At 66.0% G+C, this 13825-nt stretch carries 10 protein-coding genes and 2 pseudogenes; 2 read left to right on the top strand and 10 right to left on the bottom strand.

Features of this window, described 5'->3' with window-relative positions; genetic code table 11:
* Positions 1-81 precede the first annotated feature (81 nt).
* Both nirB and nirD read left to right on the top strand, forming a co-directional pair.
* The gene (gene nirB / locus H7K34_RS22230; protein ID WP_264064174.1) at positions 82-2649 is read left to right on the top strand and encodes a nitrite reductase large subunit NirB; all 2568 of its coding nucleotides are present in this window, start codon (positions 82-84) and stop codon (positions 2647-2649) included.
* A gap of 14 nt (positions 2650-2663) precedes the next feature.
* Positions 2664-3020, top strand: a complete 357-nt coding sequence (nirD, locus tag H7K34_RS22225; RefSeq protein WP_108922288.1) for a nitrite reductase small subunit NirD — start codon at positions 2664-2666, stop codon at positions 3018-3020.
* Here the strand turns inward: nirD and H7K34_RS22220 are convergent.
* From H7K34_RS22220 to H7K34_RS22175, 10 genes and pseudogenes are all read right to left on the bottom strand, one after another.
* Positions 3017-3466 carry a TetR/AcrR family transcriptional regulator gene (locus H7K34_RS22220; protein WP_264064173.1) on the bottom strand — a complete coding sequence of 150 codons (450 nt, stop codon included), beginning with the start codon at positions 3464-3466 and terminating at the stop codon, positions 3017-3019. The two genes, nirD and H7K34_RS22220, sit on opposite strands and share 4 nt — an antisense overlap.
* Positions 3467-3490: 24 nt before the next feature.
* A pseudogene (locus H7K34_RS22215) lies at positions 3491-4223 on the bottom strand (sirohydrochlorin chelatase).
* Positions 4220-5365 (bottom strand): uroporphyrinogen-III synthase, encoded by a 1146-nt coding sequence (locus H7K34_RS22210; protein ID WP_264064172.1) that lies wholly within the window; start codon positions 5363-5365, stop codon positions 4220-4222. The pseudogene H7K34_RS22215 and the gene H7K34_RS22210 overlap by 4 nt, the downstream one beginning before the upstream one ends.
* A gap of 77 nt (positions 5366-5442) precedes the next feature.
* Positions 5443-6846, bottom strand: coding sequence for a nitrate/nitrite transporter (locus H7K34_RS22205; RefSeq protein ID WP_264064171.1), 1404 nt, complete (start codon positions 6844-6846; stop codon positions 5443-5445).
* Positions 6847-7285: 439 nt separating this feature from the next.
* The gene (locus H7K34_RS22200) at positions 7286-8695 is read right to left on the bottom strand and encodes a nitrate/nitrite transporter (RefSeq protein ID WP_264064834.1); all 1410 of its coding nucleotides are present in this window, start codon (positions 8693-8695) and stop codon (positions 7286-7288) included.
* 248 nt (positions 8696-8943) lie between these two features.
* On the bottom strand, positions 8944-9507 hold the full coding sequence (locus H7K34_RS22195; protein ID WP_264064170.1) for a GNAT family N-acetyltransferase: 564 nt from the start codon (positions 9505-9507) through the stop codon (positions 8944-8946).
* A 61-nt stretch (positions 9508-9568) separates the two neighbouring features.
* Positions 9569-10450, bottom strand: a complete 882-nt coding sequence (locus H7K34_RS22190; RefSeq protein ID WP_264064169.1) for a 5-oxoprolinase/urea amidolyase family protein — start codon at positions 10448-10450, stop codon at positions 9569-9571.
* A gap of 14 nt (positions 10451-10464) precedes the next feature.
* Positions 10465-11127 (bottom strand): 5-oxoprolinase subunit B family protein, encoded by a 663-nt coding sequence (locus tag H7K34_RS22185; RefSeq protein WP_264064168.1) that lies wholly within the window; start codon positions 11125-11127, stop codon positions 10465-10467.
* Positions 11128-11229: 102 nt separating this feature from the next.
* On the bottom strand, positions 11230-12219 hold the full coding sequence (locus H7K34_RS22180; protein ID WP_264064167.1) for an ABC transporter substrate-binding protein: 990 nt from the start codon (positions 12217-12219) through the stop codon (positions 11230-11232).
* 270 nt (positions 12220-12489) lie between these two features.
* Positions 12490-13771: pseudogene (locus H7K34_RS22175) on the bottom strand (DNA polymerase domain-containing protein).
* Positions 13772-13825: the final 54 nt, after the last annotated feature.

Below are 13825 nucleotides of genomic sequence, written 5' to 3'. Positions count from 1 at the left end.
ACTTGTGAGGTGTGAGACCCACGTCATACGGGCGATACATTGGGCGATTTTTCCTTAATTTCTGACCCCTAATCTCGTGGCATGACCCCGACCCCCGACTCGCGTGCGCAGTGTGCTGCCCGTCACTTGGTTGTGGTCGGGCACGGCATGGTCGGCCACCGTTTGGTCGAGGCGCTCCGTGCCCGCGACGCCGACGGATCTTGGCAGATCACCGTTTTGGCCGAAGAGTCCGATGCCGCCTACGACCGCGTTGGCCTGACCTCGTACACCGAAAGCTGGGACCGGGGCCTGCTGGCACTGCCCGGTAACGACTACGCCGGTGACCAGCGGGTGCGGCTGCTGCTCAACGCCCGGGTCGCCGAAATCGACCGCGCGACAAAGTCAGTGGTGACCGCCGACGGCGAACGGCACCGCTACGACGCTCTGGTCTTAGCCACCGGCTCTTACGCGTTTGTGCCGCCAGTGCCCGGGCACGACCTGCCCGCGTGCCACGTGTATCGGACACTGGACGACCTCGACGCCATCCGCGCCGCGGCCGAGAGTGCCCGTGACGGCGGTCACAATCCGGCCGGCGTTGTGATCGGTGGCGGTCTGCTCGGACTCGAAGCCGCCAATGCGTTGCGGCGATTCGGGTTGGAAACACACGTCATTGAGATGATGCCGAGGTTGATGGCCCAGCAGATCGACGAGGCCGGCGGCGCGCTGCTGGCCCGGATGATCGGCGAACTCGGGATCGCGGTGCATGTCGGCACGGGTACCCAATCCATTGAATCCGCCTCGCGCGCAGACGGTTCGACGTCGACGACGGTACGGCTGACCGACGGCCAGGAGATTGACGCCGGCCCGGTGATCTTCGCGGCCGGCATCCGGCCTCGCGACGAGCTCGCTGCAGCGGCTGGGCTGACGCTCGCTGAGCGCGGCGGCGTGCTTACCGACTTATCTTGCCGGACAAGCGATCCCGACATATATGCGATCGGCGAGGTCGCCGCGATCGACGGACGGTGCTACGGCCTGGTCGCACCTGGCTACACCTCCGCCGAAGTCGTGGTGGACAGGCTGCTGGATGGCGCCGCGGAGTTCCCCGAGGCGGACCTGTCCACCAAGCTCAAGTTGCTCGGCGTCGACGTCGCCAGCTTCGGCGACGCAATGGGAACGACCGAGAACTGCCTCGAGGTGGCCATCAACGACGCGGTGAACCGGACCTACGCCAAGCTGGTGCTGTCCGACGACGCCAAGACCCTGCTCGGTGGGGTGCTCGTCGGCGACGCCTCGACCTACGGCGTGCTGCGGCCGATGGTCGGCAGCGAGCTGCCGGGCGACCCGCTCGCGCTGATCGCGCCGGAGGGAGCCGGCGGAGGCGCTTCGGCATTGGGCGTCGGCGCGCTGCCGGATTCGGCACAGATCTGCTCCTGCAACAACGTCACCAAGGGTGAGCTGAAGTGCGCGATCGCCGATGGCTGCGGTGACGTCGCATCGCTGAAATCGTGCACCGCGGCCGGTACATCGTGTGGGTCGTGCGTGCCGCTGCTCAAGCAGCTGCTGGAAGCCGAGGGCGTGGAACAGTCCAAGGCGTTGTGCGAGCACTTCGGCCAGTCGCGCGCGGAGCTTTTCGAAATCATCTCGGCCACCGAGATCCGTACCTTCTCCGGTTTGCTGGAGCGGTTTGGTCGCGGAAGGGGTTGCGACATCTGCAAACCCGTGGTTGCCTCCATCCTTGCCTCGACCGGCTCCGATCACATCCTCGAAGGTGAGCAGGCCTCCCTGCAGGATTCCAACGACCACTTCCTGGCCAACATTCAGAAGAACGGCAGCTACTCGGTGGTGCCGCGGGTTCCCGGCGGCGACATCAAGCCCGAGCACCTGATTCTGATCGGCCAGATCGCCCAGGACTTCGGGCTTTACACGAAGATCACCGGCGGCCAGCGGATCGACCTGTTCGGCGCGCGGGTGGATCAGTTGCCGCAGATCTGGCAACGGCTGGTGGACGGCGGCATGGAATCCGGCCACGCCTACGGCAAGTCATTGCGCACCGTGAAGAGCTGCGTGGGCACCGACTGGTGTCGCTACGGCCAGCAGGATTCGGTGCAACTTGCCATCGACCTGGAGCTGCGCTATCGCGGCTTGCGGGCGCCGCACAAGATCAAGATGGGCGTCTCGGGTTGCGCGCGGGAGTGCGCCGAGGCACGCGGCAAGGACGTCGGCGTCATCGCCACGGAAAAGGGCTGGAACCTCTACGTCGGCGGCAACGGCGGCATGACTCCCAAGCATGCCCAACTGCTGGCGAGTGACCTCGACACCGAAACGCTGGTTCGCTACGTCGACCGGTTCCTCATGTACTACATCCGCACCGCCGACCGGCTGCAGCGCACCGCGCCGTGGGTCGACTCCCTAGACGGCGGTCTCGATCACCTGCGCGACGTCGTGTGCGAGGACTCCCTGGGTCTGGCCGAGGAATTCGAGGCCGCGATGGAGCGGCACGTGGACAACTACCAGTGCGAGTGGAAGGGCGTACTCGAAGATCCGGACAAGCTCTCGCGGTTTGTCTCCTTCGTCAACGCGCCGGAAGAAATCGATTCGACAGTCACATTCACCGAGAACGCCGGACGCAAAATCCCTGTGTCCATTGGCATGCCAAAAGTCCGTTCGTGAATTCAGGAGGCAGCGTGACAATTCTCAACGACATCGAGGTGTGGACCACCGCGTGCACCTATGACCACCTCATCCCGGGTCGTGGAGTCGGCGTGCTGCTCGACGACGGTTCCCAAGCGGCGCTGTTCCGTCTGGACGACGGCTCGCTGCACGCGCTCGGCAATGTCGACCCGTTCTCCGGTGCGGCCGTGATATCCCGCGGGATCGTCGGCGACCGCGGTGGTCGTGCAACCGTCCAATCACCCATCCTCAAGCAGGCTTTCGCGTTCGACGACGGTTGCTGCCTGGACGACCCCCGGGTGTCGGTGCCGGTGTACCAGGTGCGCGTGAACGATGACGGAGAAATCCAGATCGCGCGATTGGCTGCTTAGCCGATATCGCCGACCAGGTATCGCTGCATCGTCGGCCCGATCGCATCGACGAGCGCGTCGACCGACATGGAGTGCAGCGGCTCGGAGCGCACCCCGTAGCGCATGATGCCGAGGCCGACCAGCTGTGAGGCGCACAACGAGGCCCGCACCGCGGCTTTGTCGGCACCCAGCATTTTCAGCATCGGGCCGAAAACCGGTCCGATGAACATGCTTTGCACCACTTCGGCCGTCTTCGCCATGCCCGTGGAGGCGACCGCGCTGGCCGCAAACGGTCCACCGCCGGCGGCGTCCCACGTGGTAATCAGCATGTGGAGGGTTTGCCGTCCTACCTGGTTGACCCCACCGGTGATGATCCGATCGATGAATTCCGGTGTGCCGAATGGCAACCGCAGCATCTTCGCGACTGGATCAAGGAGCCCACGCGATGGCTCTTCGCGACGGGGCATGCTGCCAGGATCACTCCTGCGTGATCAAAGATCAAGCATTGCCGGCGTCGGCGCGCCCGACCGGTAATGGCGCACCGGGTGCCGGGCCGCCACCGGTACCGCCCTGCGGAATCGGCTCGCGATCAACCGGGCCAGCTGCGGGTGAGTCCCCAGCGGCCGGGTGACCAGGTCGGCGCCGCACCCGCGCAGCCTTTCTTGAAACAGGCCGTCGGCGAGCAGGTAGGAGGCGACCGCGACGCGCACCGTCGGCCCTGGCCATTCGAACGGCCTCGTCGATATGCGGATCGCCAATGGCCGCAAACCCCAAGCTGACTCGTGACCCGGTGAGCGCGGACAGCAGTGTCGCGGTGGTGTGCAGGTCGGCGCGGGCAATGGGGTCCGATGTTCCGGCGGCTCCGAGGATCACCGAATCACCGGGGCGCCAACCGGAATTCATCAGCTGGTCGGCGACGATCCGGGCGATCTCCCCACCCGGACCCAAAGCCGGAGTGACGATGACGTTGGGATGTCCGCTCGCCGCGACATGGGCGGTGACATCCGTGCGGACGTGGTAGCCGCGGGACAAGAACGCGGGTACCACGATGGCTTGGTGGCGACCGGCCGCGGAAAGTACTTCGCTCGGTGTGGGTCCCAGGACGTCGACGAAGGCAACTCGCACCGGGCGGCCGAGATGCCGGCTCACCTGTGCGGCCAGGTCGCCGATCATCGCGACACCGCCCGGCCGGCGGGTACCGTGCGCGGCAAGGATCAGGCTCACGACGATACCGCCGGTTCGTCGATCGCGAGCCGGTAGCCACGCTTGACCACGGTCGCGACAATGTTCTTGTCGCCCAAGGCTGTTCGTAGTCGTAGCACGGCGGTGTCGACGGCGTGCGGGTCGTTGCTGTTGCCGGGCAGTACCCGCAGCAGATCACCGCGGGCGACGACGTCGCCGGGCCGGAGTGCCAGCGCGCGCAGCACCGACATCCCGGATCCGGACAGCGATTGGACCGAACCATCGACCAGCACGCAGTTTCCGCGGATCTCGATCGCGTGGCCCGCGGCCGTCACGCTGCTCGATCCGAGCAGCGGAAGTTTCTGGGCGATATGGCGAGCCAGGGCCCCCAGCCGCATTCGTTCGGGCGCTGTCGTCGGAATGCCCTTACGGTGCAACGGTTGTGCTGTCACCGGGCCGACACACATCGCGTGCACACCGGTGCGCAGCGCCTCGATCACCTGGTCTTCGATATTCAGGTCGCGGCTGCGTTCCAGCACCGCGGCCGCAGCGGGTGCAGAGGTGAAGCTGACCGCATCGAATTGGCGTCGCGCGATTCCGGTGACCAGCTGGTCGAAGTTGCCGCCCATCGCGGTGGACTTCCATCGGTACACCCGGATGGGCACCACGTCGGCACCGGCGGCACTTAACCCGCCGACGAATTCGGGGAACGGATCCCAGGCGTCGGCGGCGCCATGCAATTGCACGGCGATGCGCGTGCCGGAGACCCCCGATTCGAGCAGGTACTTGAGGAGCTCTTGGGAGGACTCGGATTTCGGCGACCACTCTTCGTGCAGACCGGCGGCGCGCAGCGCGCCGGTCGCTTTCGGTCCGCGGGCCAGGACCCGCGCCTTGGACAGTGATGTGAGGAGTTGGTTGGACAGGCCCCAACCCTCGGCCGCGGCCACCCAGCCGCGGAAGCCGATGCCGGTGTGGGCGACCAGGATGTCGGGCGGGTCGGCGATCACGGCTTCGGTATTGCTCTGCAGTTCGTCGTCTTCGGGCAGCGCGATCATGTTGATCGCGGCGGCGCTGGAGACCTCCGCGCCTTGACGGCTCAGCAACGCGCACAGCTCCTCGGAACGGCGCGCCGACGTGACCGCTATCCGGTATCCGGTAAGCGGTGGCGAGTCGGGCTGGTCCATACGACCTGTGTATTCCTGTGACATTTCGGCGGCGTTACCTGACGATTGCTGACGCATTGCCCGTATTGCGGCGGTCGTCACACACTGGCGGGTTCGGTTTCGGTTTCGAGCACCGGGCTCGGCGCGTGGCGTGCCGACGCCGGGCGGCGCACGTACATCGCCCACGTCAGGATCGCCGCGACGACGTAGGAGGCCAGGAACAGCCAGTACGCACCCGTCTCGGTACCGCTGCGCAGGTAAGACTCACGCAGCGCCAGATTGATGCCGACGCCGCCGAACGCGCCGACCGCGGAGCAGATACCGATCAGTGATCCCGACTTCACGCGCGACCACTGCCGGCGCTCTGCCTCGCCGGTCTCCAACGCGCGACTGCGCGCCTCGAAGACCGACGGGATGAGCTTGAACACCGAGCCGTTACCCATCCCCGACAGCACGAACAGAACTATGAACCCGATGACGTACCCGAGGACCGCGGTGGACGACGTCGTGCCGCTGCGGTCCTCGACCGTGCTGATGCCCACCAGCAATCCGGCGCCCACAATCATGCCCACAAACACGCCCAGGGTGACACGGCCACCGCTGCGGCGGTCCGCCAGCCTGCCGCTGTAGATCCGTGCCAGCGAGCCCAATAGCGGCCCGACGAAGGCGATTTCGGCCGCGTGCAGCGACGCGTGCCTGACGCTTTCCCCGTTGGCCGCGAAATTGACCTCCAGCACCTGGGCGAAGGCGAAGGAAAATCCGATCCAGGAGCCGAAAGTGCAGATGTAGAGCAGCGAGATCACCCAGGCGTCGCGGTCGAACAGGATCGACCGCATGTGGTTGAGCTCGAGGCCGTGGTCGAGATTGTCCATGAACAGCGCAGCGGCGATCCCGACCGCCGTGAGCAGCACTAGGTAGACCGCGCACACCCAGTACGGCGCCTGGTGGCCCGCGGTGGCCAGCGCCAGCAGCCCGGTCAATTGGATCCCCGCGACACCGAGGTTGCCGACACCGGCGTTGATCGCCAGTGCGGTGCCTTTGAGCCGCTGCGGATAAAACGCGTTGACGTTGGCCAGCGATGCCGCGTAGTTGCCGCCGCCCAGTCCGGTCAGCCCCGCGCACGCCACGTAGGGCCATAACGGCAGCCCGGGGTTGGCCAGCAACACGATGGTGCCGACGGTCGGGATCAGCAGCACGAACGCGCAGAACGTGGTCCAGTTGCGGCCGCCGAACTTCGCGATGCCCAGGGTGTAGGGGATTCGCGCACAGCCGCCGGTCAGCGCCGCAACGGCGCCCAGTAGCAACTTGTCGCTGGCATTGAAGCCGTAGACCGACATCGGCATGAACAGCGCCATCACCGACCAGAGGGTCCAGATCGAAAAGGCGACGTGATCACCCGCCACAGTGCACAGCAGATTGCGGCGGGCGATCTTGTTGTTGCCGGCCTCCCAAGCCGCGGTGTCTTCCGGGTTCCACTCCGTGATGCGGTGGTTGCGGCCCATGCGATCTGCACCTTTCAACGAAATCCCGCGGGCGCGTGTGGAAGCCGCCCGTCTGAACCGCGCACCGACCTCGTGTCGGGCGCCAATCGGCCCGACCCGCAAGCGAGCGGGACGAGCTGTTGTGAGTCTGGACTTCAATGCCCCTGTGGGCGCCTCGAATTGAGAGGCATGCCCTGCCGCAGTTCTGATGCTCACATTCAGAACAGAACTGCGTCAACTCAATCCGACCCATATCGCCTGTAAGTTGAATCCCAATTATCTGGTAGGTCGCTGAGGGGTTATCCGAGTCGGCATAACCACAGCTCAACCCGGACGTTACGCCCAATCGTCACAGCCAAAGATCATAAATACTCGACGGTTCCAGCGCGCCTGGGGAATTCGGTGTGAGGTGGAATACATTTCGTGCTACGCGGCTATCGGTACGGCACGCATATCGGGCCTATACGTGAGCCAGTCGGGCGGGCGATGCGTCCTGTGCAGCCGGCGGGGCGGTGACCTCGAGTGGGCGGCGTATGTACACCGCCCAGGTCAGCACCGAGGCAGCCAGGTAGCACACCGTGAAGGCCCAGAACGCCGACGTCGCCGTGCCGCTGTGTATATACGACTGGCGCAGCGCCAGATTGACGCCCACGCCACCGAGGGCGCCGACCGCACCGGCGAGTCCGATCAGTGCTCCAGACATGGAACGTGACCACTGACGGCGCTCCATCTCGCCGACCTGCAGCGAGTAACTGCGCGCCTCGAAGATCGACGGAATCATCTTGTACACCGACCCGTTGCCGATGCCGGACAGGACGAACAGGGCAACAAACCCGATCACATAGCCGACCATCGTCGCGGTGGAAATGTGACCTGTGCCGCGGCCACCGAAAGTGCTTGCGCTGATCAAGATTCCGGCAGCCAGGATCATCGAGCAAAAGACGGCGAGGGTGACTCGGCCGCCGCCGATGCGGTCGGCAAGCCTGCCGCCGTATACCCGCGACATCGATCCCAATAGCGGCCCCAGGAAAGCGATCTGGGCGGCATGCAGCGATGCCTGCGCGGTGTTCTCGCCGCTGGCAGAAAAGTTCATCTGCAGCACCTGGCCAAACGCGAACGAGAATCCGATGAACGAGCCGAAGGTGCCGATGTACAGCAGCGCGATCACCCAGCTGTGCGGTTCGCGCAGCACCGCGCGCATGGTGTCCATCTCGATGCGGTACTGCGGCAGGTTGTCCAAGTACACCGCGGCGCCGATACCGGCGATCGCCAGCAGGACAAGGTAAATCGCGCAGATCCAGTACGGCTGCCGGTTGCCTGCGGCCGCGATCACCAGCAGGCCGACCAGCTGGATCACCGGCACGCCGAGGTTGCCGCCGCCGGCGTTGACCGCTAACGCCCAGCCCTTCAGGCGTTGCGGGTAAAACGCGTTGATGTTCGTCATCGACGACGCGAAGTTGCCCCCGCCCAGGCCGGCCAGGGCCGCGCACACCAGGTAGGGCCACAGCGGCAGGCCGGGGTGGGCCAGTAGCAGGATGGTGGCGACGGTCGGGATCAGCAGCACCAGTGCGGAGAACACCGTCCAGTTGCGCCCGCCGAACTTGGCGGTGGCAAACGTGTAGGGGAATCGCAGGCAAGCCCCGACCAGTGTGGCGGTGGCGCCGAGCAAGAATTTGTCCCCGGCGGAAAAGCCGTACACCGACGCAGGCATGAACAGCACCATCACCGACCAAATCGACCAGATCGAGAAGCCGATGTGTTCGGCGGCCACCGACCAGATCAGGTTGCGGCGGGCGATCTTTTTGTTGCCGGCTTCCCACGCCTGGATGTCTTCGGGGTCCCAGTCCGAAAGGACATGTGAACGGCCCAGCGGTAATTTCATGGGACTCCAATCGCCATCACTCTTGGCGATAACGCTAGGAATTCATTGTTGCCCGGGCGCTGCCCGCAATGACCCGGGCGTGAATTTCCGCTCACCTTTGCACGGCCGGCAGTGTGAGGGCTGTCAATCAGTGTGGCGTGCACCACAATTACGGGATTGAGCGCCGCGTCAGCTCACATCGTAGCCGACGGGGCTGTGATGAATCACGCTGATATGGAAGAGATTTCGCAGCACGCCTACCACGCGTCGCCGGCGCGCCAATCGCATATCAGCTCCGCGGACGTGTCCAAGCCGACTACGACCGGGAAGACGAAGATCGATCCGTCGTCGTCGGGCGTGCGAATGGGGCCGGTCGGGGCCAGCACCGACGTCGAGCCAAGCCAGGGCACCCAGCCGCGCGCCGAATAGACGCCGCGGGCGCGGACCGAGGAACTCAGCGCCCCCATCTGATATGCGCCACGCATCACCTGCTCGACTCCATCCAGCAGCGCGTGCACCAGCCCCTGGCCGCGGTGGTCCTCGCGTACCGCGACGCCTTCGACGTATCCGCAGCGCAGCGCATTGCCTTGATAGAACAAACGCCGCTGCACCACGGCGGCATGCGCGATGATCGCGCCGTGATGCCAGATCAGGGCGTGCATGCCGCCCAGGGCATGCTCCCAGTCGTTCTCGGTGAAATCACCCGCGAAGGCGTCGGTGACCATCTCGTGGACACGTTGCCGGGTATCGCTGTCGAGATCGGCAGTGTGGACCAAGCGGGCGGTGTGGACCTGGCGTGTGGTGTGGACCTGAGTGGACACACGTCCTGTCTACAACTTTGTGGCCGGAATCGCATCTGGACAACGCCCGATATCAGTTTGACTAAGCGCCTGTCGGGGATCGTGGCCGCGCCCAGTGCAGCCGTACCTGCTGACCCGCCCGCACCTGAGCGACCTTGTCGATGTCCTCGTCGATCACCACGCCGACGACCGGGTAACCGCCGGTGATCGGATGGTCGGGGCCCAGGATCACCGGTAATCCGTTGGGCGGCACCTGAATCGCTCCGCGGGTGGCGCCCTCACTGGGCAGCTGCCGGTCGGGGAAGCGGTACTGCAGCGGGCGGCCGACCAATCGCATCCCGACTCGGTCGCTACGGTCGGATGCCACCCAGTCGGTGTGCACCAGGACATCGGGGTCGACGAACCAGTCGTCGCGTGGTCCGGGCACCACCAACAGCTCGACCGCCTCGAGGCTGATGGCGGCCACCGGCGCCTGGTCGAGCTCGGGGTACTCGTCGGTGTGCGCGCCGACCGGCAGCTGGTCCCCGGGGGCCAGCGGCGACGGCCCGATCGCCGACATCACGTCGTAGCTTCGCGAACCCAGCACCGGTTCCACGGAAATGCCGCCGCGCACCGCCAGGTAGGTCCTCAAACCCGCCCGCGGGGTGCCCAGCGAAATCACCTGGCCATCGCGGACATGATGAATGCTGTTGGTGCCGAACTTGATTCCGTTGACCGACGGATCGGTATCGGCGCCAGTCACCGCGATGTCGACATCGCCGCCGTGCACCCGGGCCGCGAAGCCACCGAAGGCCACTTCGACGGTGGCACGGTCGTCGGGATTGGCGACCAGCCGGTTGGCGAGCTTGTGCGAGCGGCGGTCGGCGGCGCCGGACCGGCCGACGCCGAGGCGGGCCTGCCCGACCCGCCCGAGGTCCTGGACAATGGCGAGTGGTCCGGTGCGCAGGATTTCCAGGGTTGTCACTACATGCTCCTTGGTTACGCGGCCCGGAATTGAACCCACATGCCCTGCGTCAGCAACGCCGGTTCGGATCGCACCAGGTCCCACAGGACTGCGTCGGTGTGACCGATGAGTTGCCAGCCGCCGGGGGATCGGCGTGGATATATCGCGCTGAATTCACCCGCGAGCGCTACTGAGCCGGCCGGTACCGCGGTCCGTGGTTCGGATCGGCGCGGCACCCGCAGGCGCGGGTCGCCGTCGACCAGGTATGCGAAACCCGGTGCGAATCCGCTGAATCCGACTCGCCACATCGTGGACGTGTGTGCGTTGATGACCTGTGCGGTCGTCAGCCCGGTGTGGCTGGCGACCTCGGCGAGGTCTGGGCCGTCGTACACGACGTCGATCACCACGTCGGCGGTGCGCTCGGCGTAGCCGGCCGCATCGGCGGTGACCCGAAGATTCCGCAGCCGCTGACGGATGACGCCCTGATATCGAGGGCCGTCGAGCTTGACCAGCACCGTGCGGGCGGCGGGAACGATGTCAAGCACACCGGGCAGCGCCGCCGCATGCAGCGCATCAGCCCATGCCAGTACCTCGGCGGTGCTCCCACATTGCACCAACAGGGCCTGGTCGCCGTAATCCAGAACGACATTGCCGACCAGTTCGGTCGACACGTCCGCGGGGAGATCCGTCACGCTCATTACTGAACGGTAACCTCGGAATCGGGCCAGGCGGGAGGGGGCGGCGCGAGATTTTCGAGCACTGCCAGAGGTGCCTTAGCGAACGCTCAAAGAGACTGGGATCTAACCGAGGATTTTTCCGATCAGCTGGGGCAGCTGATCGGCGACCATGGGGTAGCTCAGCACCGACCCGAAGGCGATCGCACCCGCCTGGTCCTTGGTGGTGAACACGTGGCGGTTCTGCACGGTCGCCTGCGATCCCGCTATCTCGGGGTCGGCCAGCAGCGACTTCTGCTGGTCCGGATTCTCGGTCGTCCAGATCACCACGTCGGCGGCATCGAGCACCGTTTTGATCTGATCGCGGGGGATGACGGCGCGGTGATCGGTGACGAAAGGCTTGATGCTGTCGGCGATCACCAGACCCATCTGGTTCAGGAAGTCGGTTCGCCAGCCCGCCGCGGTAGCGACCACAGTGCCCCCAGAAAGGGTGCCCTGCATCAGCAACGCCTTTTTGGTCCTCCACTGCGGATGATTCTGGGCGACGGCGACGAACTGCTTGTCGACGGCGTCGATCAGCGCGTTCATCTGGTCGGCCTGAAATACCGCCTGTCCGATCGTGGTGGCCTGGTCCTTCCACGGCTCGAAGAAGGCGTCACCACCGGACTGCGCGACGGTCGGCGCGATCGCGGACAGCTTCTGGTAGGTGTCGGCGTCTACGCCGGCGTTGATCGCCACGATCAAATCGGGTTTCAGGCCGGCGATCTGGTCGACGGGAATTCCGCTGTCCAGGTTCAACACCACGGGTTGGGCGCCGCCGAGCTTGGGCTGGGCCCACGGCCACACAGCGAACGGCTGGTCACCGAACCAGTTGGTTACCGCGATCGGCACGATGCCGACCGCGAGCAGATCGTCTTGCTCGGTGTAGCCCGCGCTGACCACGCGTTTGGGCGGCGCCTTGATGACGGTCTGACCGAAAAGATGGGTGATCGTCACGCCTTCGGCGGCAGGGGCGTTCGACGTCGGTTTGGGCGACGAGCACCCCGATGAGGCCCCGGCGGCCGCGGCGGCACCGGCGAGCTGCAGGAACCCGCGCCGATTCCATCCGTGTCGCATCGCGTGAGAGTATCGCGTCGCCGACTCTGACCTGCATCGCCGCGCGGTTTCACCGCTCAGCCCAGCGGCATGCCGGCATCCACCAAGTCCACCGGGCGATAGGTCGTCTCGGCCGTTCGCGGCGCGCTTCCGAGCACCGCGATCATGGCGCCGGTCAGCGCACCGATTAACACTCGGGCTTCGAAATCGTCTGTGGGACAGTCGATTCAGCGCCCAATCAACTCGGCGACGGCGTTGACGGTGCGGCCGCACTCGTCGTACCTGGCCGCTTTAAGTTCCGGCGGCGCCCGGCCGGGAAGCGGGCGGTGTGTATCCCTGCCCCCCTTGTTTCCAAGGGCTGTAATCGGCGATCAACTCCTCCTGCGGCGGGCGCTGGTCGACCGCGACGTGCTGCAGGTTGATCCGGATCCGGTACCAGATCGAGCTCGGCCCGCGCATGCCGTCGACCAGCACGTCGGCCGGCTGCAACCGCTCGGCGACGGCAGGGTGGCGGTCACGCCAGGTGTCCAGCGCGGCCATCGCCTCGTCCTTGGTCTTGGTCCGGGCGATCTCGATGAGCGGCATCGACGACAGGCGCCGGCCCTCGGCACGCTTCCCTGAGCCGCGCGGCGCCCGCTCCGGCGGGCCCAGTTCCTCGGCCAGCATCAGCAGCCGGTCCAGCCCGCCGACCGCGTCGTCCATGCCCGCCCACGGGTCGCCGATATCGGCGAACCGCCCGGGGACGGTGGCAATCGTGAACGACTCCGGCCGGCAGCCGGCGACCTCGTCCCAATGCAGCGGCGTCGACACCCGGGCATTCGCAGTGGCTCGCACCGAGTAGGCCGACGCGACCGTGCGGTCCTTGGCGTTCTGATTGAAGTCGACGAACACGCCCTCGCGCTCTTCCTTCCACCAGCGGCTGGTCGCCGCCTCGGGCACCCGTCGCTCGACCTCGCGCGCAACGGTCTGGGCGGCCAGCCGGACCTGGCGGAACTCCCAGTGCGGAGCGATCCGGGCGTAGATATGAAAGCCCCGCGACCCGGATGTCTTCGGCCACCCGGTCAGCCCGTAGTCCTCGAGCACTTCGCGGGCCACCAATGCCACGTCGACGATCCGCTGCCAGGAGACCCCGGGCATCGGGTCCAGATCGACGCGCAGCTCGTCGGGATGGTCGAGGTCGTCGGCGAGCACCGGGTGCGGGTTGAGGTCCACGCTACCCCAGGTTGATGGCCCACGCCAGGCCGGCGGCGTCGTGGATGACGGCCTCCGCCGCAGACGTGCCGCGTGCGTAGTGGAGTTCAGCAACGTCGACCCAGTCCGGCCGCTTGGTCGGTGCCCGCTTCTGGAAGACGGCCTCTTGCGCTATCCCCTTGACAAAGCGCTTCAAGATCATCGGCCGGCCTGCTACCCCCCGCAACGCTCCGTCGGCGACCGAAAGGTAATAGCGGACCAGGTCGAGCTTGGTGTAAGGCCCTGTGTCACCGCGGGCTTCGAAGACGACCTTGTCGGGGTGGGTGATGGCGACCTGGTGCCCGGCAACCTCCAATGACGCCGGGCCGGTCATGGGATTCATCGTAATTCCGCGATAATTTTCTGGCCGCGTTGCGACCCTCGTCACATAGGGTGA

Origin of the sequence: Mycobacterium montefiorense, assembly GCF_025823255.1 — a bacterium.
GTDB classification, from domain to species: domain Bacteria; phylum Actinomycetota; class Actinomycetes; order Mycobacteriales; family Mycobacteriaceae; genus Mycobacterium; species Mycobacterium montefiorense.
The sequence above is the reverse complement of the archived record's forward strand: the minus strand, read 5'-3'. Positions and strand labels throughout refer to the sequence as shown.

Coding starts and splice junctions, on each gene's coding strand:
- nirB (WP_264064174.1), top strand. CDS start 82: ATGACCCCGACCCCCGACTCGCGTGCGCAGTGTGCTGCCCGTCACTTG.
- H7K34_RS22220 (WP_264064173.1), bottom strand. CDS start 3,466: ATGCCCCGTCGCGAAGAGCCATCGCGTGGGCTCCTTGATCCAGTCGCG.
- H7K34_RS22210 (WP_264064172.1), bottom strand. CDS start 5,365: ATGGACCAGCCCGACTCGCCACCGCTTACCGGATACCGGATAGCGGTC.
- H7K34_RS22205 (WP_264064171.1), bottom strand. CDS start 6,846: ATGGGCCGCAACCACCGCATCACGGAGTGGAACCCGGAAGACACCGCG.
- H7K34_RS22185 (WP_264064168.1), bottom strand. CDS start 11,127: ATGAGCGTGACGGATCTCCCCGCGGACGTGTCGACCGAACTGGTCGGC.
- H7K34_RS22180 (WP_264064167.1), bottom strand. CDS start 12,219: ATGCGACACGGATGGAATCGGCGCGGGTTCCTGCAGCTCGCCGGTGCC.